Raw genomic sequence first — 23,907 nt, 5'->3', positions numbered from 1 at the left:
TCCAATAGAAGGGATTCTGTCATCAACGCATACGTATATAGTAGTTCTACTTACCGTCCTGTATGGCCGAAACCGCCGGATCCTCGCTCTGTCTCCGTTAATTCCATAACTTCGGTTAACTTGATCTGTGGCACAAGTTGGAATACCATCTGCGCAATCCGCTCATTCCGCTGAATCGTGAATGGCTCTTGCCCATGGTTAATCAGCATCACTTTCACCTCACCGCGGTAATCAGCATCGATCGTTCCCGGTGAGTTAAGCGTTGTGATGCCATGCTTGTAGGCAAGCCCGCTCCTCGGTCGGATCTGCGCTTCAAGCTCAGGTGGCATGCATAGCGCGAAGCCAGTCGGGATGAGCTGTCGCTCACCCGGCCCCAGCACAACCGGCTCGCTAACTGCGGCATGAAGATCGAATCCACTGGCAGCAACGGACATTTTTTGAGGCAGAAGAATATCTTCCTGTCCAGATACACGTTTAATTTGGACATCAAAATTAGAGAGAGACAAGCTGATCCCTCCTGAAGCCGTTAATCACATCATCCGAATTGCCCACCATACTCAATGCAAAAGGCGTCGAGAATAACGTCTTGGTCAACTCTCGGATGTGTTCCATCTGAACGCTATCAATACGTTCAATCATTTCGTCTAAACTGTAATGCTTACCGGTCATCAGCTCATTTTTCCCAAATCGGTTCATACGGCTGCTGGTACTCTCTAGGCTAAGGATTAAGCTGCCTTTCAGTTGTTCCTTCCCCTTCTTGAGTTCGGAATCCAACATTCCATTCACAGCTATATCATGCAGCAGCTCCATCGTTACTTTGAGCACTTCTTCCGTCTGTTTTGGGGCAGTCCCCGTATAAATAGTAAATATACCGCTATCGATATGCGAAGAGTGATACGAATAAACGGAATAAGCAAGCCCTCGTTTCTCGCGGATCTCCTGGAACAATCTGGAACTCATGCCTCCGCCAATCGCATTATTAAGCAGTACCATGGGGTACAGATTCTCTTCTTGAAGAGAAAGACCTGGTAACGATAAACAGATGTGATTTTGTTCTGTTTTCTTCGCATGGAAAATAAGCTCTCCAACGAAGTCTGGTGCATCATAACTGGTTTCCACGCCTGTTTGAGCGAATTCGCCGAAATGCTTCTCAATGAGTTCGCGCACACTGTCGTCAATATTGCCAGCAATGCTAAGTACCGTATTTTCAGTATTATAGTGCTGCTTCATGTAGTTACGAAGATCATTGGATTTCATTTTCGATAAATTATCTTCTGTTCCGAGTATCGTATAACCTAACGGATGTGAGCCATAAGAGGCTTTCGCCAACAAATCATGAACCAAGTCGTCCGGTGTATCTTCATACATAGAAATTTCTTCATAAATGACTTTCTTTTCTTTCTCCAACTCTCCCTCATCAAAAGTAGAATGGAAAAACATGTCCGAAAGCACGTCCATGGCAAGTGGCAGATGGTCATCGAGCACTTTTGCGTAATAGCATGTGTACTCTTTGGAGGTAAATGCATTGACATTCCCACCAATACCATCAAATATTTCTGCGATATCTTTGGCCGAATGGCGCTCCGTTCCCTTAAACAACATGTGTTCAATAAAGTGCGAAATGCCGTTATTTTCTTGTGACTCATTACGTGAGCCAGTCTTCACCCAAATCCCGAACGTTACTGATCGAAACGTAGGAATTTGTTCCATGACGACTCTCAAGCCATTATGTAAGCGATATTTGATCACCAAGGTTCCTCCTCGAAATGTAGCACCTAAAGTCCTATTTCCAAATTATACTTACTCAGTCTAACAAAAATGTGCCAATGACTCAACTTTGCTGCTTGTTATCGATTAATTCGCAATTTGACTCGCTTCTGCAACGCGTTTAGATGATAAAAGCTCGGATACTCTGCCAAGTGACAATCCTTTATTTTTAATGATCCGGATCATTCCTTGAAGCGCTTCACTGGACGAGGTAGTTGGGTGCATCAGAATAAGTGATCCTGGCTCCACATTAGTAGAAAGACGTTGTAGGATGCGCTCAGATCCCGGGTTTTTCCAATCAATTGTATCAAAGGTCCAAAGCACGGTTTTCAGATTGAACTCGGAGGCTACTTGAATGGTTTCTTGGTTAAAATAACCCGATGGCGGCGCAAACAAAGTGTTTTTCACACCTAATTGCTGCTTCAATAGATCTTCAGTTTTGGAAATTTCCTCTACGGCTTTACTGCGGCTAATATTTCTCATATCCCTATGTGAATAAGCATGATTAGCTACTTCATGACCTTCGCTCTGGATCTTTTTAGCGATCTCCACGTTTTTCTTCAGCCACGAGCCATCAAGAAAAAAAGTAGCGTGTACGTTTTCTTTGCGTAGTGTCTCTAACATACTGGGTAAATACTCATTCCCCCAAGCAACGTTTATCATTAAAGACACCATCGGCTTCTTTGGATTACCTTTATATATAGGATTCGGACCGAGATCATCCAACTGTATACTTGGCTGTACTTCTTTCATAATATAATTAATTTTCCCAGGCGTTATGTGATGCTCTGCAAGCTTGAGTGTCTCTTCAATATCCACTTCCAACCCGTTGTAGCCAGGAATCGCCTTCCATACAGGGTCTATTTTCGCATTGATCGGAGCAATTTTACGTTTTTCAGCCTCTTTGGTGATCGTATCCAATAAATTATTTTGTGATGACTTATTTTGAAGGGTTGAGTTTTGAGTCGTAGACGCAAAAACAGGAAGTGCTTCTTCGTCCTGCCAATTTTTCCCTAATACTTTAAGATTCTGATTACTTTTTACCGCATTGATATATGTTCCAATATTAGGGATTGCATCCAATGCAAGCAGAACCATAGCAAAAAAACTTCCAAGAAGAAGCCATTTTTTGTAGCGCATATACTGGTCCCCCTTATCCTTATTTCCTGATTTTATGCAGGAAAGGACAAGAGTAGAACGAGGCATGTCCTTATTTGACTGAAAAGCAAAAAAGAGACAGATTGATCTGACTCTTTATCCAAAACTATGAAAAAAGGACTTCACAAGTCACGCGGCTTAGGATTGAGCCGGGACTTGCGAAGTTAACGTTGCTTTGCGAGAAAGATTAACTCTTCCTTGTTGGTCGATCTCAGTTACTTTGACAGTGATTTGATCGCCGATATTCACTACATCTTCGACTTTTGCTACGCGCTCTGTGGAGATTTGAGAAATATGAACCAAACCTTCTTTACCTGGTAAAATTTCTACGAACGCTCCAAATTTCTCAACGCGTTTTACTGTGCCCAGGTAAGTTTCACCTACAATAACTTCGCGAACGATACCTTCGATAATGGAACGCGCTTTTTCGTTCATCTCTTGATTAGAAGAAGCGATGAATACACGGCCATCTTGTTCGATATCAATTTTCACGCCGGTTTCTTCAATAATTTTATTGATGATTTTGCCGCCTGCACCAATAACATCGCGGATTTTGTCTGGGTTGATGTTCATTGTCAGAATCTTAGGAGCATATTTGGAAAGAGACTTTTTAGGCTCAGAAATACGAGAAACCATTTTACCTAAAATGTGCAAACGTCCTTCTTTCGCTTGCTGCAGAGATTGCTGCAGAATACTGCGATCGATACCATCGATTTTGATGTCCATCTGAAGTGCAGTAATACCTTCGGCTGTGCCCGCAACTTTAAAGTCCATGTCGCCGAGATGATCTTCCATACCTTGAATATCGGAAAGAATGGAGAAGTGATCTCCGTCTTTGATCAGTCCCATGGCAATACCCGCAACCGGAGCTTTGATCGGAACACCAGCATCCATCAGTGCTAACGTGCTTGCACAAATACTCGCTTGGGATGTCGAACCGTTCGATTCCAAAACTTCAGATACGAGACGAATCGTGTAAGGGAATTCTACTTCATTAGGAATGATTGGCTCTAGAGCTCTCTCTCCTAATGCACCATGCCCGATTTCACGACGACCCGGAGGACGCAGCGGTCTTGCTTCCCCAACAGAAAACGGCGGGAAATTGTAATGATGCATAAAGCGCTTAGTTTCAGTAAGATCCAAGCCATCCAATATTTGAACATCGCCTAAAGCGCCTAAAGTACAAATACTCAATGCTTGTGTTTGTCCACGTGTAAACAAACCTGAACCATGGGTACGTGGCAGTAGATCAATATCGCAATCAATTGGGCGAATTTCTTCTGGTTTACGTCCATCTGGTCTCACCTTATCATGAGTGATCAAGCGACGTACTTCCTCTTTGACGATATCATAAAGCGTTTCTTTCACATCACCTAGAAGGCCCGGTGTTTCTGCATACAAGGCTGTAAAATGTTCTACAGCTTCGGCATTCACGACATCAATCGCTTCTTGTCTAGCATGCTTCTCAGGAATTTTAATCGCATCAACTAATCTTGATTGCGCGAATTCACGAACAGCACTGTTAACCTCAGCATCAACTGTATGAAGTTTAACTTCCATTTTCGGTTTACCCGCTTGTGCAACTAGCTCCTCGATCACCGCAACAATCCTACGAATTTCATCGTGTCCGAACATGATTGCTTCCAGCACAACATCCTCTGAAACTTCATTGGCGCCTGCTTCTACCATCATAATCGCGTCTTTGGTTCCAGCGACAGTCAAATGAATATCACTTTTCTCTGCTGTCTCACCGGTCGGATTAATGACGAATTGACCATCAACTCGTCCAACAATTACACCACCAACAGGTCCGTTGAAAGGAACATCTGAAATAGCCAGTGCTGCAGAAGTACCAATCATTGCAGCGATTTCTGGCGGACATTCTTGGTCCACACTCATAACGATAGAAACGATTTGCACGTCATTACGGAAGCCTTCTGGGAAAAGTGGGCGAATCGGACGATCCGTTAGACGGCTCGCAAGAATCGCTTTCTCACTAGGACGTCCTTCACGTTTAATAAAACCACCTGGGATTTTACCTACGGAATACAGTCTCTCTTCATAATTAACAGTTAACGGAAAGAAATCCAAATCTTTCGGTCCGCTGGATGCCGTTACTGTACTAAGCACAACCGTATCGCCGTAACGCACGGTCACAGCTGCATTGGCTTGTTTGGCTAGTCTGCCCGTTTCAAGAATGAACGGTTTACCGCCAAGTTCCATTTGTACCCTTTTCTCCATAAAATCCTCCTAAGGAATTTTTTTGCAATCAAATATGTGTTTGACAAACTTGCACAGAAAGGAAGGTTCAAGAACATTTATATTATGCTCCGTATGTATTTAAAATTTGCCTGACGTTGGAGTCATCCTCTAATTCTGCGTAATGTCTAGTATTTCCTTCTTTTTCCGTTTTAAAAATACAAGAAAAAGCAACCTTTTTGCTACTCTTTGCGCAAGCTTTATCAAGCCCAGCAAAGGAGCAACAGGTTGCTTCTCATTGTCGGTTTTATCGACGCAAACCAAGCTTTTCAATCAAAGCACTGTAACGGCTCACATCTTTGTTCTTCACGTATGCTAGCAGCTTACGGCGTTGTCCAACCATTTTAAGCAAACCACGACGGGAATGATGATCTTTCTTGTGAGTCCGCAGATGATTTGTCAGGTTAACAATGTTTTCTGTAAGAATTGCTACTTGTACCTCTGGAGAACCAGTGTCGGTATCATGTACTTTGTGAGTTTGAATCAGTTGCGTTTTACGCTCTTGAGTTAATGCCATACTCGTTCACCTCCTAAATTCGTTAGTATCCCCGATAGCCTAGAAAACGCCGGTGATAGCGTGTGTCCAAGCTATGGTTCATGCCAGAAGGAATTGTTCCTGTTGGCAACGTTATTCAGTATATCATAATCACACAGTAGAAGTAAATGCTTGTTTCAACTGTGACGTTACAATTTCTGTTTAGCCGTTTCGGCATCAAGCCTTATTTGAGCAATAAGTTCATCTATGGATGCAAATTTACGCTCTGGTCGAAGGAACGCTATGAGTTCAACATTCATATGCTCGCCATAAATTTGATCTGAGAAATCAAATAAATGAGCTTCGAATGAGGGTTTCAGCTCTCCATTAGAGAAGGTTGGCTTTACGCCAATATTCATAACCCCTCTATAGGTTTCTCCTTTAACTAAAGCTTTAATCGCATAAACACCATTTGTAGGGATAACGTAACTCTCATCCAATTGAAGATTAGCAGTTGGAAAACCAATTGTTCTTCCACGCTTCTCTCCATCTACAACGATGCCGCTTATGCTGTAGGGACGCCCAAGTAGTCTGGTAACTGTGTCTATATCCCCTTGCTGCAATGATTCACGAATGAGTGTACTGCTTACTTTTTCGCCATCCATATGAAAGGGTCTCACCACTTCTACAGAAAATTTCCCATGACTCAAATTACAAAGAGAATCCGGGGTACCTTTACCTTGATAGCCAAATGTAAAATCAAAACCGCATATGACACTGTGCACGCCAAGACGATCTAATACTCGATCCACGAAATGTTCCGGGGATAAACGCATCAAGGAGGCATCGAAAGTAACAATGTAGGTATGATTCACACCAAGAGATGCGAACATCTCCATTTTCTTTCTCATCGGTGTTAAAAGCTCAATGTATTTATCCTGACCCATTACCGCTCTAGGATGCGGGTGAAAGGTCATGATAGCCGTTGGCAACCCCATCTTCTTAGCCGTACGTATGGCTCGTCCTATGACTTCCTGGTGTCCCAAATGTACACCATCAAAATCACCAATCGCCACCACTTGCTCTCCTACAAAGAGGGTCGAAGCATCCAAATCGATGGGATATGATATTGGTATTATGCGCATATAAGTTCATTTCACCTACCCATTTCAACCTGTCCCATTTTGTTATGATTAAAGGAAAACTTTGGCCGGAACCAGGATTTGGCTAGTGCTTCTCCATTCAAATAGACCAAGAAATCGTTTATCCGGCGAATAAGCACGGAATATGGTTTGTGAAGCATTGGCGTAAGCCGTTCGATTCGCAGCCAGAGCTATTTTCTTCCCTTGCAGTGCATCTACGGCTTCTTGAGTTGTAAGTTCAACAGAAGGAATATGCGAAATGGCTTGATCCATAGGAATCATATGCGATTGCAATAATCCATGAGCCTTCATATGTTCAATCTGCTCAAATGTCAAACACTGCTCCTGCCGAATACTTCCTGTCGAGGTCCGAACCAGACTCTTCATTACCGCGGGATAACCGAGTGCCTTACCGATATCCACACATAGAGTTCTTATATAGGTTCCTTTTGAGCAAGAAACACGAAATTTAATTTCCGGATGCTTTTGTTGTAAGTCCATATGAAGGATGTTCAGTTGATGAATTGTCACTTTTCGTGATTTTCGCTCTACTTCCTTCCCTTCTCGGGCTAATTCATAGAGGCGTTTTCCATCAATCTTTACCGCCGAGTACATTGGTGGAATCTGTTCAATCTCTCCGATAAAAGTATGAAGAATCTCACGAACCTTCACTTCTTCCAGAATGACATGTGATACTTCCTCCAACACGTTACCGGTCATATCCTCTGTATCGGTTAAAAGACCGATTCGAAGTTCAGCTTCATATTCCTTTGGCAGCTCTTGAATGTATTCAACCATCCGGGTTGCTCTACCTATACATAAAGGCAGAACACCTGTTACTTGGGGGTCTAGCGTCCCAGTGTGACCAATACGTTTGATCCCAAGTATACCTCTTACTTTGGCTACAACATCGTGAGAAGTGAAGCCTTTTGGCTTCCAAACAGGCAAAATGCCTTCTAGCGTCATATCAGCTCGTTCCCTACTTCCTGAACCATTCTGGCTACTGCTTCTTCAAGCGTACCCTGGATCGTGCAGCCTGATGCACGAACATGACCGCCGCCGCCAAGTGATTGCGCTATCGCTGCAACGTCAACAACTCCTGAGGAGCGGAGACTTACTTTAATCACACCGATTGCTTTCTCTTTAAATAGCATACCCACTTCGACACCTTCCACATTACGCGGATAGTTTACTAGCCCATCAAGATCGTCGCTAGAGGCACCTGTTAACTCTAAATCTGCCAGAGAAACAGCAAGCCAGGCAAGTTTACGTTCATGAGCAAATGATAGTGTCGATAGTGCTTTCTGAAGAAGGACAATTTGTGAATAGGTGACTCGTTCTAGCACTTGCTCTGCAATCTCAGAGCCCTTAACACCAATTGCTAATAGGGTAGCTCCAATCTGCATAACTTCCGGTGAAGTATTCGAATACCGAAAACCACCTGTGTCTGTAAGCAATCCAGTATAAATGCAATCACCGAACTCCAAATTTGGAAGCAACTTCATATGTATGGCTAAATCATATAAAATTTGAACCGTTGCAGCAGCATCATGTTTGATTAGATGACAGGAACCGAATCTATCGTTCGTCGGATGATGGTCAACATTGAGCATCTGTACTTGGTCATCAAAAAGAGTGCTGATCCTACCCATTCTGGAGAAATCAGCACAATCTACACTTATTATGGTTTGGTAAAGCCGCTTCGGTACTTCTTTACTAAAATCATGAACTTGATCACTTCCCCATAAATAGGAAAATTTAGAGGGCATAGCGCCCTCATTGATCATTGTAAAGCATTTCCCAAGCTGGTTTAGTATCCAACCAGTTGCATACGTAGAACTGGCGGCATCCCCATCCGGTTGGATGTGAGAGACCACCAAGAAATCATCATGCTGCTCGATAAACTTAGCTGCTGCTTCCAGCTGCTGGCTATATTCGGTGGCATGGTTCATTCCGCTGCTCATACGCTTGGATTTCCTTCCTGATTAAGCTTGTGCAACAAGTTATCGATATGACTTCCATAGTCGATAGAAGCATCGAACTTGAATTGCAGTTCCGGGATTTTACGTAAACGAATTCGTTTGCCTAATTCAGAACGAATATATCCCGTTCCTACAGAAAGAGCCTTCAGAGTCGCCTCTTTCTGTTCTTCGGTTCCCATGACGCTAAGATATACGCGAGCCAAGGATAAATCATTCGTTACTTCTACACCCGTAACGGTTAAGAAACCAATACGTGGATCTTTCAATTCGGACTGTACGATCTGGCTTAATTCTTTCTTGATTTGCTCGCCAACTCGACCTACACGAACCCTAGCCATTTGTCATCACCTCTCAACGGACTCCATGATGAAGGCTTCAATAATGTCGCCCTCTTTAATATCATGATAACGCTCCAGAGATATACCACATTCATAACCTTGTGCCACTTCTTTTTGATCATCCTTGAATCGTTTCAAGGAATCAATTTTACCTTCGTGCACGACAATACCGCTACGAATCAACCGAGTTTGTGCATTACGAGCAATCTTGCCTGATGTAACCATACATCCAGCAATTGTACCTGAACCCGTCACTTTGAATACATTACGCACTTCTGCTTGACCAAGTACCACTTCTTTAAAGATAGGATCCAGCATGCCTTTCATCGCTTGCTCGATTTCTTCAATTACATTGTAGATAATGTTATGCAGACGGATATCAACTTTTTCTTGGTCAGCAGTTGCTTTCGCCGCAGATTCAGGACGTACATTGAAACCGATAATAATCGCATTGGATGCGGATGCCAGAATAATATCGGATTCCGTAACTGCTCCAACACCATTATGAAGAATTTTAACACGTACGCCTTCTACTTCGATCTTCTCAAGGGAGCTTTTCAGTGCTTCAACAGAGCCTTGAACGTCACCTTTAATGATCACATTCAGATCTTTGATTTCGCCGTCTTTAATGTGCTTAAAGAGGTCATCAAGCGTCACGCGTGAATTAGCCGTCATCTCGGATTGGCGAAGCGCAACGGCGCGACGTTCTGCAATGTCTCTTGCCTTACGCTCATCTTCATAAGCTAGGAATGGATCCCCCGCTTGTGGAACTTCTGTAAGACCCGTGATTTCAACTGGTGTTGAAGGACCCGCTTCTTTCAGGCGCTTACCTTTATCATTCACCATCGCTCTTACGCGACCGAAGCACACGCCAGCTACAAAGCTATCTCCGACTTTCAATGTACCATGTTGAATTAGAATTCTGGCAACTGGACCTCTACCTTTATCCAACTCAGCCTCAATAACAGTCGCTCTCGCACGTTTATTTGGGTTAGCTTTGTATTCTTGAACTTCCGCAACAAGCAGGATCATCTCTAGGAGATTTTCAAGTCCGATACGTTGTTTTGCGGAAATTTCGCAGAAAATAGTATCGCCGCCCCACTCCTCCGGAACCAACTCATAAGCTGTAAGTGCTTGTTTGATTTGATCTGGATTTGCGCCTTCTTTATCAATCTTATTCACAGCTACAATGATAGGAACGCCGGCCGCCTTAGCATGATTAATAGCTTCAACGGTTTGTGGCATTACGCCGTCATCTGCAGCAACAACGATAATCGTAATATCCGTTACTTGAGCACCGCGGGCACGCATGGTTGTAAATGCTTCGTGACCAGGAGTATCCAAGAACGTGATTTTTTTATGGTTAACTTCAACCTGATAAGCACCGATGTGCTGCGTGATACCGCCAGCTTCACCTTCGGTTACACTTGTTTTACGAATGGCATCGAGCAAAGTGGTTTTACCATGATCGACGTGGCCCATAATCGTAACAACAGGCGGACGCTCTAACAGATCTGCCTCATCATCGATTTCTTCAAAAGTCTCGAAATTATCTTCTTCGACTTTAATTTTAATTTCAACTTCAACGCCAAATTCGGATGCAATCAATTGAATGGCTTCCAAATCAAGCTCTTGGTTGATGGTTGCCATTGTACCAAGGAACAATAACTTCTTGATAACCTCAGAAGCATCTTTGTGAAGTAATTTCGCAGTCTCACCAACGGTCATACTGCCACGAACGATGATTTTCTTAGGCGTGTTATCAATTTTTTCTTTTTTCACGGTATCTTGTTGGTATCTACCTCTATTGTTACCGCGTTGGTTACCTCTGTTTTGTCCACCAGGTCCGCGGTTTCCGCCAGAACGGTTATCATCAAAACGTTTAGGTGTTGGCTTGGATTTCTTAGTTGTAATTACACCTGCTTTAGCTGCTGCATCATCCAACTCAGCTGCTGTTGCTCCAACGTGGAACTGCGGCTTTGCTTCTTGAATAACAGGTCTTCCGCTTTGATTATTGTTGCGGTTATCAAACGGTTTGGACTGACGGTTTGGACCTGTGCTCCGGTTCGGACCTGCACTTTGCGGACGGCCGCTATTTGCACTTTGCCCACCGCCGGCTCCTGATCCTCCAGAACCCTGACTAGGACGGGACCCCGCATAATTACTATTGCTGCGTGGAGCTCCTCCTTGGCCTTGACTGGAACCTTGACCGACAGGACGTTGGCTGTTGTAGCCACCCGTAGAGCCGCTAGGCCGCCCTTCATTAGAACGGAATGGAGGTCTGTCGCCAGTACGTTGGCCTTGACCTTGACTGGAACCCTGACCACTCGGACGTTGACCACCTGGATTGGAACCTTGATAGCCAGTACGTTGTCCGCCTGTACTTGCCCCTTGGCCACTAGGGCGTTGCCCGCCTTGACCTTGATAACCCGTACGTTGTCCACCCTGGCCCTGACTGTTTGGACGTTGTCCGCCTTGCGTTGATCCTTGGCCACTTGGGCGTTGAGCACGCCCAGGCTGGGCAGGACGACTAGCCATAGTAGGCGTAGACTGTCCTTGTTGTGGTGTTACTGCACCGTTTGTAGTACTGCTGGTTGTCTGTTCTGAAGCAACTGGCTTAGGAGCCGTAGTTGCTGCACCTTTATTCTCTTGTGCTGGAGCCTGCGTTGCAGGATTCTGATTCGTCGTAGATGAACTCACATTTCCTCCGTCCGTAGCTGCTCGTTTGGCAGCCGCATTGGCTTTAATATCACGAAAAAACTTTTCGACACTACTCACCGCGTCATTTTCCATTACACTCATATGATTGTTAACGGGGATGTTTAAACGTTTGAGAATAGTAATAATTTCTTTACTGCTCATATTGAGCGCCTTCGCGTATTCGTACACGCGAGTCTTATCTTTATTATCTTGTTTATTGGTCAATATGTTTCACCTCCGCAGGATTTACTTGACTCTTCTGCAGCATCTGCGCGAAGCCTCCGTCCAATACACCTATGGTGACACGCATTTCTTTCCCAATGCTGCGGCCCAATTCATACTTCGTACCTATTTCCATAAGTTTAACCCCGTAAAATAGGCATTTATCTTGAAACTTCTTACGCGTATTAGCCGAAGCATCCTCCGCCATAATGACAAGTTTAGCCTCTCCTGAGCGAATCGCTTTAAATACACCTTCATCGCCGGTAACAAGCTTCCCCGCCCGCATCGCTAATCCCAATTGAGATAAAAATTTAGGATTCATCTTCAGATTCCTCCTCTTTTGAAGAGAGGAACTCGTCTTCAACGCGAATGAAATCTTGCTCCAATTGGTCATATATATCGGCGCCTACGGCATGCTTCAGCGCTCTATCCAAGGCTTTGCTTTTTTTGGCCAATTTAAAACAAGAAACTTTACCGCATAGGTAGGCACCGCGCCCAGACTTTTTCCCTTTAAGATCAATAAGAATGTCATCTTCAGGCGTTTTGACGACGCGGATCAAGTCCCTCTTCGGCATCATTTCCTGGCAGGCCACGCATTTTCTCAGAGGGATTTTTCTCTGCTTCATTCCGATCACCCCTTGCTCCTAACAAAAAACTTAATCGATACTGATTGAATCTTGGTGCATTTCTTCGGAATAAGTTTTCACTCTGCCAAATTCTTGTTCTGCTTGCGATTCACTCTTGATGTCTATTTTCCAACCAGTCAACTTGGCAGCCAAACGAGCATTTTGCCCTTTGATTCCAATTGCCAATGAAAGTTGATAATCGGGTACAATGACTCGAGCCATCTTTTCATTTTCATGAATTTGCACTTCAAGAACTTTGGAAGGACTTAACGCATTAGCAACGTATTCTTCTACGCTTTCCATCCAACGTACGATGTCTATTTTCTCGCCGCGCAGCTCGCTGACAATCGTTTGAACGCGTAATCCTTTCGGACCCACACAGGAGCCAACTGGATCAACTTCAACGTTACGGGAGTGAACAGCGATCTTGGAACGGAAACCAGCTTCACGAGCAACAGAACGAATCTCGACAACACCATCAAATATTTCAGGCACTTCCAGTTCAAAAAGACGCTTTAACAGCCCTGGGTGTGTTCTTGATAAAATGATTTGCGGTCCTTTCGTCGTATTTTCCACTTTCGTGATATACGCTTTAATCCGATCGCCCTGTTTGAACTTATCTGTCGGCATGAGTTCTGTCAATGGCAGCACAGCCTCAACTTTTCCCAGGTCCACATAAATATTACGTTGATCTTGACGTTGAAGGATACCAGTAACGATATCTTCTTCTTTGTCGATAAAAGCGTTGTAAATTAACCCGCGTTCAGCCTCACGAATACGCTGAGTTACCACCTGTTTAGCAGTTTGAGCAGCAATACGCCCAAAATCACGAGGAGTCACTTCAATTTCAACAATATCATCCAGTTGATAATTCGGATTAATTTCACGAGAAGCATGCAGAGAAATTTCCAATCTTGGATCTAGTACTTCCTCAGTTACGGTTTTACGGGCATATACCTTAATGAGACCAGTATGGCGATTGATATCGACTCGCACGTTTTGTGCGGTGTTGAAATTACGTTTATAACTTGAAATCATCGCTGCTTCAATTGCATCGATAAGTAACTCCTTAGAGATACCCTTCTCACGTTCAATTTCCGACAGCGCTTCGATAAAATCCGTGTTCATTTGAACTGAGTCCCCCCTTTCAATAAGTAGCGGTCACTAAAATACGATAGCTAAACGAGCACTTGCCACTTTAGCGAACGGAATAATAATTTTCTTTTTACCTATTTCAATAACGAGTTCTTCCTCGTCAAAAGAAAGCAGTAAACCTTCGAATTCCTTGGAACCCTCAATCTGTTCATAGGTGGTAACAAATACATGACTATTCACAGCCTTGTGATAATCTTGTGTCTTCTTAAGAGGACGTTCCGCGCCTGGTGAAGAAACTTCCAAGAAATAGGCATCAGCGATAGGATCTTTTTCATCCAATTGAACACTTAAGTATTCGCTGATACGGCCGCAATCATCTATATCAATTCCGCCTTCTTTGTCTGCATAGACACGAAGGAACCAATTGCTGCCCTCTTTGACATATTCAATATCCACGAGTTCAAATCCATTTTGTTCAATGAAATCCTTCAGCATGTCCTCAATGACGGATTTGATTTGCGCTTGTGTAACCACAGATAAATGTACCTCCTAAATTGACTTTCCCTTGTCGTATAACGAAAAGTCCTATATCAAAATGTAAAGAGTGGGTTTCCCCACTCTTTAATCACAAGATGATATCCTCATTATTGCCAATAAAAATTATACCATAACCATTCTTTGCATTACAATAGCAAACTTGTTAATCATTTTCACTTGACAGCCTAAAGTTGTTCGGAGAAAAACTGGCTTCGGTAGCTTAGAATAAGGACAATTGATTCGATTCTGGAAGTCCGCGGAAACATCCCATGCTGCTTAACAGCTCAATGACTGTCTTCGAGGCTTTGGATCGATTCTGGAAATCTTCAATGGATAGGAAGTCACCTTCCTCTTTGGCAGCAGCAATATTTTTGGCTGCGCTCTCTCCGATACCTGACATTGCCGCAAAAGGTGGAATTAGTGATGTACCATCGATAATAAACCGCGTCGCATCCGAACGATAGATATCAATCGGCTTGAAACTAAAGCCTCTAGACGTCATTTCCAATGACATCTCTAGAATGGAAACCATCGCCTTCTCTTTTGGCAGCGCTTGAAAACCCTTCTCTTCAATTTCAATCAATCGTTTCAGAATGGCATCATACCCTTGGCACAACAGCTCGAGATCAAAGTCAGCCGCACGAACACTAAAGTAAGTTGCATAGTAAGCTATCGGATGATAAACCTTAAAGTAAGCTGTACGTACGGCTGAGATAACGTAAGCAGCAGCATGCGCTTTTGGAAACATATACTCAATCCGTTCGCAAGATTCAATATACCAAGCTGGCACATTACAGCGTTTCATCTCTTCTTTCCACTCATCAGTAAGCCCCTTACCTTTACGCACACTCTCAGTAATTTTGAAGGCTAGCCCTGCATCCATACCTGCCTTATAGATTAAGAAGAGCATGATATCATCCCGACAACCAATAACTGTCTTAATGTTACATATCCCTTTCTTAATTAGCTCCTGTGCGTTACCCAACCAAACGCCCGTTCCATGAGACAAACCCGAAATTTGCAATAAGTCGGCAAATGAGCTTGGTTGTGTTTCCTGCAGCATTTGACGAACGAATTTAGTTCCCATCTCAGGAACCCCATACGTAGCAACTGGAGAACGGATTTGATCTGGTCTTACCCCAATCGCTTCGGTCGAGTTGAAAATACTCATTGCTTTGGCATCATTCATTGGTATGGTCGTCGGATCAATCCCGGTCAAATCTTGCAGCATCCGCATCATCGTCGGGTCGTCGTGTCCCAGAATATCTAGTTTAAGCAGATTGGCGTCAAAAGCATGATAATCAAAATGAGTTGTTTTCCATTCCGAGTTCTTATCATCAGCTGGATATTGTACAGGTGTGATATCATCAACCTCTATATAATCAGGTACGACGACGATACCCCCAGGATGCTGCCCGGTGCTTCGCTTAACCCCAGTGCAGCCTGAAGCCAATCGGCTCAGTTCTGCGCCTCGCCATTTCTGGCCTTGTTCTTCCTCATACTTTTTAACAAAACCGAAGGCTGTTTTCTCAGCGACTGTACCAATAGTCCCCGCACGGAAAACATTTTTTTCACCAAAGATTTCTTTGGTGTAATTATGCGCAACCGGTTGATAATCTCCAGAGAAGTTTAAATCGATATCGGGAACCTTGTCCCCTTTAAAGCCTAAGAAAGTCTCAAAAGGAATGTCATGCCCATCACCTTTTAAATTACCGCCGCAATTTGGGCATTCTTTATTTGGAAGATCGAAACCACTCGGTACGCTTCCGTCGAGAAACCATTGGCTATGCTGGCAAGAATAGCAAATATAATGAGGCGGCAAAGGATTAACCTCGGAAATACCCAGCATCATCGCGACGACCGAGGAACCAACAGATCCCCTTGATCCTACGAGATAACCATCTGCATTAGACTTTTTCACAAGACGCTCGGAAATCAAATAGTTGGCAGAGAAACCAAATTTTATAATAGGAACGAGTTCTTTCTCTAATCGAGCCACGATAACTTCGGGCAGTTCATCACCATAAATGCTCTTCGCTGTATTGTAACAGGTGGTACGAATTTCTTCGTCCGCACCTTCAATGATCGGTGTAAATAGTTTGTCAGGGAAAAGCTCAATGACTTCAAAACGATCGGCTAGCTCATTCGTACTGCGAATAACAACCTCAATCGCTTTTTCTTCTCCAAGAAACTTAAATTCTTCTAACATCTCTTTTGTCGTGCGGAAATGAGCATCCGGCTTCTTCATCGCTTTGAGAGGACTGAACCCCGTAATACCGTTAATTGTAATGTCCCTGCATACTTTTTCTCTTGGATGGAGGTAATGCACGTTCCCCGTCGCAATTACCGGTTTGCCTGTTTTATACCCAATTTCACAAACTCGACGTACTGCATTCTCAAGATCTTCTACACTGCCAACAAGCCCCTTTTCTACCAGATGCATGTTATAGCTCACAGGTTGAATTTCGAGAATGTCATAAAACTCAGCGACTTGTTCCGCTTCTTCAATCGATTTATTAAGAACGGCTTCAAAGAATTCCCCTTTTTCACAGCCAGAGGTAATGAGAAGCCCCTCTCTTAACTCAACGAGAACACTTTTCGGAATAGTAGCAGTACGTTGTAAATAGGTTGTATGGGATAAGGAAATAAGCTTAAATAAATTTTTCTTACCTATAGCATTAAGCGCGTATACACAACAATGGAAAGGACGTTGATTCGACAAATCTTTACCTACGTAATCATTCAATTTAGCGAGACTCGTAATTTGTCGATCATTAGCCTCATTAATTAAATGAAATAAAACAAATCCTAGCGCAATAGAGTCGTCAATCGCTCGGTGATGGTTGTCTAAGCCAACTTTAAATTTATCGGACAAAGTGTTCAAACGATGATTTTTCATTGAGGGGAATAGAAATCTCGCAAGCTCTAATGTATCTAATACGGGGTTCGCAACTTCAGTTAGCCCCATACGCTTCAAATTCGTTTGAAGGAAACCCATGTCGAATCGCGCATTATGGGCTACAAGCACCGCGTCACCAATAAACTCGACAAACTTGGGAAGCTCATCCTCGATATCAGGTGCATCTTTTACCATATCATCGTTAATGTTCGTTAATTGTTGAATATTATAGGGGATCTTCTCATGCGGATTAATGAACGTGGCAAAACGATCGATTTCTTTGCCATCCTGCATTTTCACACCTGCAAGTTCAATAATTCGGTTATTGGTAACAGAAAGGCCGGTGGTTTCCACGTCGAATATCACATAAGTCGCTTGCTTTAGATCAATATCACTGCCATTCATCACGATTGGAACGGAGTCATTGACAACGTTAGCCTCTAATCCATAAATCACTTTGATCCCATGCTTCTTAGCTGCTTTTCCAGCATCCGGATAACATTGAATGTTACTGTGATCAGTAATCGCGATGGCTTTGTGTCCCCACTTGGCGGCCATTTTCACATATTGATCTACAGGTGTTAGTGCGTCCATGGTACTCATCGTTGTATGCAAATGAAACTCAACACGCTTCTCTAGGGCGTCGTCCATTCGATCCTTAGGAGCCATGACTTCATTCAAGTCGTTTGGGATCATCACAAGTTCCGGAATTTGCATGAAGCGATCATACTCTACCTTCCCTCGTGCTCTAATCCAGGTGCCATTCGCAAGAAGGCTCATAATCTTTACATCATCTTTTGTTTTTGCAAATACTTTCATCGCCAAAGAATCACTAAAATCCGTCAAGTTAAATGTAAATAACGTATTACCGTTACGCAATTCTTTGACATCGAGTCCAAACACAGTACCCTGAACGGTCACTTTCTTTTCTTCTTCTTGAATATCCTTAAGCGGTGTTGGTACCTCTTTAATATCATAACCCATAACTAGCTTCAGATCAGTGTCGGGCAATGAAGAGGCTTCTTCTTCCATGTCAATCGACATCATAATCTCTTGGGTGATGGTCTTCTCACCTTGTTCCCGCTGCTTCGCAAATTTCTCGTACTCGGCTTCGATTTCATTAGAATCACTCATGGCATACTTAACGGATAGCTCTGTTTGAAAAAAATTATGGAAAAAGTTCCGAATAAACATATCAATATTTTTCTTCTTGGCAAGCTCAAGTCCAATCTGGTCTAGCATGATGAGGGTTAACGAATGGCCTTGTACATCATATTTTGCTTTTGTCATCCAACCATTAATTGATGCAACCTCACGCTGTAACCACTCTAAGAACAAGCTCCAGTATTCATCCACTAAATCAGCTGGTTCCGCTTGCTCAAATTTCCAAATAAACCGAATCTTCGCAATTTGAGCGAACTTTTCTTGAATCATTTTACAAAAAGAGCGGTAAGTGTTCTGAGGCACCATTTCATTTTTCACCAAATAAAAGGTCCAGTCGCGATTCTTACGACTAATTTCAACTTGATCGATATAGCCTTCCGCAAAAAATGATCGCACAATATCGGCTGGAATCTCGGCTTGCTGCATCAAAAGCTCAAAGCGATTCCGTTTATCAGCCAAATTACTCATGAACAGCCTCCCCATAAAAATACGAAGGGCAATGGAATTGTTGCTTCCATTTGCCCTTTTGATTGTAATTAATAGCTTCGGCCAAAAACGACCGTATGTTTAGCAGCATCGCCGCAAACCAGACATGTTGATTTCGTTTCTGAAGGAGTGAAAGGTATGTTCCGGCTTGTTGCACCCGTTTCTTGCTTCACTTGCTCTTCACAAGCGTTAGAGCCACACCAACCGGCCAAAGCAAATCCACGTTTCGTCTCCAGGAATGTTTTGAATTCATCAATGGAATCCACCGCAATGTAATGTTCATCACGGAACTGCTTCGCTTTATCATACATCTGCTGATGAATCTCAGCAAGTAAATTTTGAACTTCTTTGACAAAGTCTGCTTGCTGGACAGTTTTCTTCTCACCGTTTACACGAGAAACAAGGACGACTTGTCCATTCTCCATGTCACGAGGTCCTAATTCTACACGAATAGGTACGCCGCGCATTTCATATTCATTAAATTTCCAACCAGGGCTTTGGTCTGCACGGTCATCCACTTTAACGCGAACGCCTGCTTTCTTAAGTTCTGCGTACAGTTCATCAACTCGTCCAATAACCTGTTCTCTCGTTTTTGGAGGACCAATTGGAATCATGATGACCTGCGTAGGAGCAACTTTAGGTGGCAAAACCAACCCACGGTCATCGCCATGAACCATGATGAGTGCACCGATGAGCCGAGTACTTACTCCCCATGAAGTTGTGTGGGCAAATTGATGTTGATTTTCACGGTCCAAGAACTTAATATCGAAAGCTACTGCAAAATTCGTGCCTAGGTAGTGAGAAGTACCAGCTTGTACAGCTTTACCATCTTTCATCATGGCCTCGATGGAAAAAGTATCGATAGCACCCGCAAATTTCTCGGAAGGTGTCTTCTGTCCAATGATTACAGGAATCGCAAGGAAATCTTCAGCAAATTGACGGTAAACTTCTAGCATTTGCATGGTTTCACGACGTGCATCCTGCTCATCCTCATGAGCCGTATGTCCTTCCTGCCACAGGAACTCCGTTGTACGAAGGAATGGTAATGTACGCTTTTCCCAGCGAACCACGTTCGCCCATTGGTTAATCAATAGAGGCAAATCTCGATACGAGTTGATCCACTCGGAGTACATGTGACCAATCATCGTTTCCGAAGTTGGACGAATAGCTAGACGTTCTTCAAGCTTCTCGCCGCCTGCTTCTGTGACCCATGGCAGCTCCGGGTTAAAGCCTTCTACGTGTTCTTTTTCCTTCTGGAAAAAGCTCTCTGGAATAAACAAAGGGAAATAAGCATTTCGGTGACCGGTTTCTTTAAATTTACTATCCAGCTCGCGTTGAATGTTCTCCCATATTTCGTACCCATCCGGTTTGAACACAATACAACCGCGTACTGGCGAATAACTCATCAAATCGGCTTTCTTAATCACATCTATATACCAACGGGAGAAGTCCTCACCCTGTGGTGTAATCTCTTTAACAAACTGTTTATCGTTTGACATAAACCCTCCTACATAATAAGGACTATCCTTTAATCAATCGTAAAATATCGTTGTAAGTAACTGCTACCATTAGCAGCATTAACAGTGCAAACCCAACAAAATGAACCATACTCTCTCGATTGGGATCAATTGGCTTCCCGCGGAGTGCCTCCAGTCCCATGAATAGAAGACGACTTCCATCTAATGCTGGAATAGGCAGGAGATTGAATATCCCTAGATACAAGCTTAATGTCGCAGCCCAAGAGATTAAGTAAGTCAACCCCATTTTGGCAAATTCCGCAGATACTTGAGCTGTCCGTACAGGTCCGCCTAGATCATCAAGCTTAAACTGAAGCATGACAAGTTTCTTTAAGCCAGTCACAATGCCAATCGTTGTACCAACGACTTGTTCATAGGTGCCAGTCAACACTTCGCTAAAGGTTGCACTTCTTCGATCACCAGAAATGACAACGCCCAGCTTTCCGGAACCTGCTTCCATCTCCGGCGTTACCTGAAAGGTTATTGGATTCCCAGAGCGATCCACGACCCATGTCATAGTCTTTCCTGCGGATGATTGAATAGACGTGACTAGCTTCTCGCGGTCGGCGCCAATCGGTTGATTATCAATCGATATGATGATATCACCTTTTTGTAAACCAGCCTTTTCACCAGCTTTACCTGCAAGGACAGAATCTAACTTTACGTTCGTAAAGACGCCCGACATGATAACAACGATTAGAAACAAGACAATCGCCAGTAAAAAGTTCATCACAGGCCCCATCACAATTGCAATAGCTCGCTGCCCAACGGTTTTCGAGCCAAACTGACGATCATAGGGCGCGATTTGTGTTTCTGTCCCTTTGGTTACCATCATAGCTTGTGGATCAATGGGATAGGTAACCTTTTCTCCATCAACATCCAGTGATACTTGAAGAGCTCTTTCCAAATCAATTTGTTCCACAATACCAATGATAACATTCGAGCGTCGATCTAATTGATCGAGAAAAAGGGATGTCACTTGATTTTGTTTATTTAATTTAATCGCAACGGTTTGTCCGGGGTTCACTTGAACGATTTCCGGATCTTCGCCAGCCATTCGAACGAATCCACCAATTGGCAGAATACGGAGTGTATAGCGAGTCTCCCCTTTTTTATATGAGAAAATCTTGGGTCCAAAGCCGATTGCAAATTCTCTAACTAAGATGCCTGCGCGTTTCGCAAAGTAAAAATGACCCCATTCATGAATCGTGACAAGAACGAAAAACAACAAAATAACCTTCAATCCAACTTCTATGGCTGACAAGTCATATTTCCTCCTTCGAGTTTTCTTCAGAAAACTTACCTATGTATGCAAAACCATAACGTTTTCGTTAGAAAATCTGCCTTCTAAGCATCCACTTATGGACAGCATGTTCTTAGATTACCATTATTGAACCGCTGAATACAAGCTATGCCCTTTTAGCACAGTATACGAGCTGGAAGTTTAAATTAGACTTTTCCTAATGAAGCCCTAAATCGTTGATTAAAAAAAGAGCTGAGCCAACCTCGCTGACCTAAGCTCTACCAGTAACATTAAAATTTAATAGATGCTGCAAAGGCTCTCGCCCAAATATCCTGATCATGAATGACATCGATATTAGGGTTTGCAAGAGATTCGTGTTTCTGCAAAACAGCCTCTATGACTTGTTCAATTTGTAAGAACGTAATTTCACCTTTAAGGAAGCGTGCTACAGCGATTTCGTTGGCTGCATTATAAACAGTCGGTGAAGTCCCCCCCTGTTCGCCGCTCTCAAAAGCCATCCGCAAACAAGGATACCGCTTGTAATCCATCTCACGGAAATGAAGCTTACCGATTGAAGCCAAATCTAGCCGCTTGGTCGGCGTTGGATATCGGTCTGGGTACGTTAACGCATACTGGATAGGGACACGCATATCCGGATTACCAAGCTGAGCAATGATGCTATTGTCGACAAATTCAACATAAGAATGAATAACACTTTCTGGATGAAGGAGCACATCTATTTGATCATAAGAAAGATTGAATAACCAGTGGGCCTCCATGACCTCAAGGCCTTTATTGACCATCGTCGCTGAATCGATTGTGATCTTAGCTCCCATCGACCAATTCGGATGCTTTAGGGCTTGTTCAACCGTTACTCCCTCTAATTCTGCGCGTGACTTATCACGAAAGGAACCTCCAGAAGCAGTAAGCGTAATTTTCGCAATTTGTGAACGGTTCTCACCATTCAAACATTGAAAAATAGCCGAATGCTCACTATCTATAGGCAGCAAAGCTACACCTTTTCGGCGTACTGCATCGGTTACGATGTGTCCCGCACTGACTAACGTTTCCTTATTTGCAAGACCGATGTGTTTGCCAGCTTCAATCGCAGCCATTGTAGGCTTCAACCCCTGAGATCCTACCAAAGCTGTTACAACTAAATCAGCATCCGTTGAAGCAGCTACTTCCATGAGTCCTTCCTCACCATATAAGACCTTGGTATCTGAGGAAATATTCTTCGAAACTTCTTCCGCCAGCTCCTTGGTAGCGACAGATACGATTTTCGGGGAAAACATTTTAACTTGCTCGATCATTAGTTGACTATTATATCCGCCAGATAAAGCTTCTACCTGAAATTTCTCTGGGGCATGCGCAACAATGTCTAGGGTTTGGGTACCGATAGAACCAGTAGACCCCAAAATAGCAATTCGTTTCATCATTTTCCACCTCGCCTACGACAATTAGTGGGAAAGAATTCCGAGCAGATGAATAAAAGGAAACACGATTAACCAGCTATCCATCCGATCGAGTACACCACCGTGACCGGGTAGTAAAGTTCCCGTATCTTTAATCCCTTTTACTCGCTTATACGCGGACTGTATCAAATCTCCGACTTGTCCAACAACAGCGATGACAAGACCAAGCAGCAATGCTTTGCCAAGTCCAAGCAATTCCGGAGCATACCATGCGAATCCAAGTGCGACAATCATCGCAATAACAACGCCGCCAATAGCTCCTTCAATCGATTTCTTAGGACTAATTTGAGGCCAAAGAGGATGTTCCCCCAGCTTCGAACCGACGAAATAAGCCCCTGAGTCGGAGGCCCAAATACATACAAACACGAGAATAGTCCAAAACAAACCATGATCTGCTAAACGTGCAGCAATCATGTAATAGAATCCAAAACCAATGTAAACGACACCAAGTAAAATAACAGAAACTTGATCAATCGTAATCTTATTTTTGGAAGCAACTGTAATGAATAACAGTACAAACATAGCAAGCCAGATCACGGCAGTTGAAGAAATAGGTATAGATAATCCAAAAATTTCCCATGGTATGGTTATGTACAATAAGGCAATTAGACCGACAGCGCCAGTTAATTTATACTTCGTGTAGCCATTCATTCTCATATATTCACGATATCCAATAATCGAGAGTAATACGATTAATCCAGCATACGCATAAGAGCCCAAAACTAATAACGTAATGAAAACAAGCCCAGCAATGACTCCCGTGACGATCCTTTGTTTCAAGTTGAATCCTCCTAGATGAACAACTTCAAATCGGTTAGCAAT

The 23,907-nt window shown here is 43.3% G+C and carries 19 protein-coding genes; all 19 read right to left on the bottom strand.

The annotated features are described in order from the left end of the window. Positions 1 to 50: 50 nt before the first annotated feature. A complete protein-coding gene (dut, locus tag BLT91_RS03620) occupies positions 51 to 506 on the bottom strand; it encodes a dUTP diphosphatase (RefSeq protein WP_090816640.1) in 456 nt (151 codons plus the stop codon). Continuing rightward, a complete protein-coding gene (locus tag BLT91_RS03615; RefSeq protein ID WP_090816637.1) occupies positions 493 to 1,749 on the bottom strand; it encodes a M16 family metallopeptidase in 1,257 nt (418 codons plus the stop codon). The genes dut and BLT91_RS03615 overlap by 14 nt, the downstream gene beginning before the upstream one ends. A gap of 105 nt (positions 1,750 to 1,854) precedes the next feature. After that, positions 1,855 to 2,907 (bottom strand): polysaccharide deacetylase family protein, encoded by a 1,053-nt coding sequence (locus BLT91_RS03610; protein WP_175532066.1) that lies wholly within the window; start codon positions 2,905 to 2,907, stop codon positions 1,855 to 1,857. A 156-nt stretch (positions 2,908 to 3,063) separates the two neighbouring features. Next, positions 3,064 to 5,166, bottom strand: coding sequence for a polyribonucleotide nucleotidyltransferase (locus tag BLT91_RS03605; protein ID WP_090816634.1), 2,103 nt, complete (start codon positions 5,164 to 5,166; stop codon positions 3,064 to 3,066). Between the two features lie 265 nt (positions 5,167 to 5,431). Next, positions 5,432 to 5,701, bottom strand: a complete 270-nt coding sequence (rpsO, locus tag BLT91_RS03600; RefSeq protein ID WP_029195252.1) for a 30S ribosomal protein S15 — start codon at positions 5,699 to 5,701, stop codon at positions 5,432 to 5,434. A 167-nt stretch (positions 5,702 to 5,868) separates the two neighbouring features. Then, positions 5,869 to 6,804 (bottom strand): bifunctional riboflavin kinase/FAD synthetase, encoded by a 936-nt coding sequence (locus BLT91_RS03595; protein ID WP_090816631.1) that lies wholly within the window; start codon positions 6,802 to 6,804, stop codon positions 5,869 to 5,871. 48 nt (positions 6,805 to 6,852) lie between these two features. Further along, entirely contained in the window at positions 6,853 to 7,767 is a 915-nt protein-coding gene (gene truB, locus BLT91_RS03590; protein WP_090816628.1) for a tRNA pseudouridine(55) synthase TruB, read from the bottom strand. Continuing rightward, positions 7,764 to 8,765 (bottom strand): DHH family phosphoesterase, encoded by a 1,002-nt coding sequence (locus BLT91_RS03585; RefSeq protein ID WP_254776762.1) that lies wholly within the window; start codon positions 8,763 to 8,765, stop codon positions 7,764 to 7,766. The genes truB and BLT91_RS03585 overlap by 4 nt, the downstream gene beginning before the upstream one ends. Further along, positions 8,762 to 9,121, bottom strand: coding sequence for a 30S ribosome-binding factor RbfA (rbfA, locus tag BLT91_RS03580; RefSeq protein WP_090816625.1), 360 nt, complete (start codon positions 9,119 to 9,121; stop codon positions 8,762 to 8,764). Before rbfA ends, BLT91_RS03585 begins: the two co-directional genes overlap by 4 nt. 6 nt (positions 9,122 to 9,127) lie before the next feature. Then, positions 9,128 to 12,046: a translation initiation factor IF-2 gene (gene infB, locus BLT91_RS03575; RefSeq protein ID WP_090816622.1), complete on the bottom strand. Its 2,919-nt coding sequence runs from the start codon at positions 12,044 to 12,046 to the stop codon at positions 9,128 to 9,130. After that, positions 12,036 to 12,365, bottom strand: coding sequence for a L7Ae/L30e/S12e/Gadd45 family ribosomal protein (locus BLT91_RS03570; RefSeq protein WP_090816618.1), 330 nt, complete (start codon positions 12,363 to 12,365; stop codon positions 12,036 to 12,038). The genes infB and BLT91_RS03570 overlap by 11 nt, the downstream gene beginning before the upstream one ends. Then, positions 12,355 to 12,669 (bottom strand): RNase P modulator RnpM, encoded by a 315-nt coding sequence (locus BLT91_RS03565; RefSeq protein ID WP_065853834.1) that lies wholly within the window; start codon positions 12,667 to 12,669, stop codon positions 12,355 to 12,357. Before BLT91_RS03565 ends, BLT91_RS03570 begins: the two co-directional genes overlap by 11 nt. 30 nt (positions 12,670 to 12,699) lie before the next feature. Then, positions 12,700 to 13,797: a transcription termination factor NusA gene (gene nusA / locus BLT91_RS03560; RefSeq protein ID WP_090816615.1), complete on the bottom strand. Its 1,098-nt coding sequence runs from the start codon at positions 13,795 to 13,797 to the stop codon at positions 12,700 to 12,702. A 36-nt stretch (positions 13,798 to 13,833) separates the two neighbouring features. Beyond that, complete coding sequence (gene rimP, locus BLT91_RS03555; RefSeq protein ID WP_302847448.1) at positions 13,834 to 14,298, bottom strand: ribosome maturation factor RimP; 465 nt, start codon at positions 14,296 to 14,298, stop codon at positions 13,834 to 13,836. 223 nt (positions 14,299 to 14,521) lie between these two features. Further along, entirely contained in the window at positions 14,522 to 18,832 is a 4,311-nt protein-coding gene (locus tag BLT91_RS03550; protein ID WP_090816613.1) for a PolC-type DNA polymerase III, read from the bottom strand. A 68-nt stretch (positions 18,833 to 18,900) separates the two neighbouring features. Further along, entirely contained in the window at positions 18,901 to 20,349 is a 1,449-nt protein-coding gene (proS, locus tag BLT91_RS03545) for a proline--tRNA ligase (RefSeq protein WP_090816610.1), read from the bottom strand. Between the two features lie 22 nt (positions 20,350 to 20,371). Then, positions 20,372 to 21,631: an RIP metalloprotease RseP gene (gene rseP, locus BLT91_RS03540; protein WP_090816607.1), complete on the bottom strand. Its 1,260-nt coding sequence runs from the start codon at positions 21,629 to 21,631 to the stop codon at positions 20,372 to 20,374. Between the two features lie 269 nt (positions 21,632 to 21,900). Further along, positions 21,901 to 23,046, bottom strand: a complete 1,146-nt coding sequence (locus BLT91_RS03535) for a 1-deoxy-D-xylulose-5-phosphate reductoisomerase (RefSeq protein WP_175532086.1) — start codon at positions 23,044 to 23,046, stop codon at positions 21,901 to 21,903. Between the two features lie 24 nt (positions 23,047 to 23,070). After that, positions 23,071 to 23,865, bottom strand: coding sequence for a phosphatidate cytidylyltransferase (locus tag BLT91_RS03530; protein WP_090816603.1), 795 nt, complete (start codon positions 23,863 to 23,865; stop codon positions 23,071 to 23,073). Positions 23,866 to 23,907: the final 42 nt, after the last annotated feature.

Origin of the sequence: Paenibacillus sp. yr247 (assembly GCF_900103825.1) — a bacterium.
In the GTDB taxonomy this organism is placed as follows: Bacteria; Bacillota; Bacilli; order Paenibacillales; family NBRC-103111; genus Paenibacillus_E.
The sequence above is the reverse complement of the archived record's forward strand: the minus strand, read 5'-3'. Positions and strand labels throughout refer to the sequence as shown.

Coding starts and splice junctions, on each gene's coding strand:
- BLT91_RS03610 (WP_175532066.1), bottom strand. CDS start 2,907: ATGCGCTACAAAAAATGGCTTCTTCTTGGAAGTTTTTTTGCTATGGTT.
- BLT91_RS03605 (WP_090816634.1), bottom strand. CDS start 5,166: ATGGAGAAAAGGGTACAAATGGAACTTGGCGGTAAACCGTTCATTCTT.
- rpsO (WP_029195252.1), bottom strand. CDS start 5,701: ATGGCATTAACTCAAGAGCGTAAAACGCAACTGATTCAAACTCACAAA.
- BLT91_RS03595 (WP_090816631.1), bottom strand. CDS start 6,804: ATGCGCATAATACCAATATCATATCCCATCGATTTGGATGCTTCGACC.
- truB (WP_090816628.1), bottom strand. CDS start 7,767: ATGACGCTAGAAGGCATTTTGCCTGTTTGGAAGCCAAAAGGCTTCACT.
- BLT91_RS03585 (WP_254776762.1), bottom strand. CDS start 8,765: ATGAGCAGCGGAATGAACCATGCCACCGAATATAGCCAGCAGCTGGAA.
- rbfA (WP_090816625.1), bottom strand. CDS start 9,121: ATGGCTAGGGTTCGTGTAGGTCGAGTTGGCGAGCAAATCAAGAAAGAA.
- BLT91_RS03570 (WP_090816618.1), bottom strand. CDS start 12,365: ATGAATCCTAAATTTTTATCTCAATTGGGATTAGCGATGCGGGCGGGG.
- BLT91_RS03565 (WP_065853834.1), bottom strand. CDS start 12,669: ATGAAGCAGAGAAAAATCCCTCTGAGAAAATGCGTGGCCTGCCAGGAA.
- nusA (WP_090816615.1), bottom strand. CDS start 13,797: ATGAACACGGATTTTATCGAAGCGCTGTCGGAAATTGAACGTGAGAAG.
- BLT91_RS03550 (WP_090816613.1), bottom strand. CDS start 18,832: ATGAGTAATTTGGCTGATAAACGGAATCGCTTTGAGCTTTTGATGCAG.
- proS (WP_090816610.1), bottom strand. CDS start 20,349: ATGTCAAACGATAAACAGTTTGTTAAAGAGATTACACCACAGGGTGAG.
- BLT91_RS03535 (WP_175532086.1), bottom strand. CDS start 23,046: ATGAAACGAATTGCTATTTTGGGGTCTACTGGTTCTATCGGTACCCAA.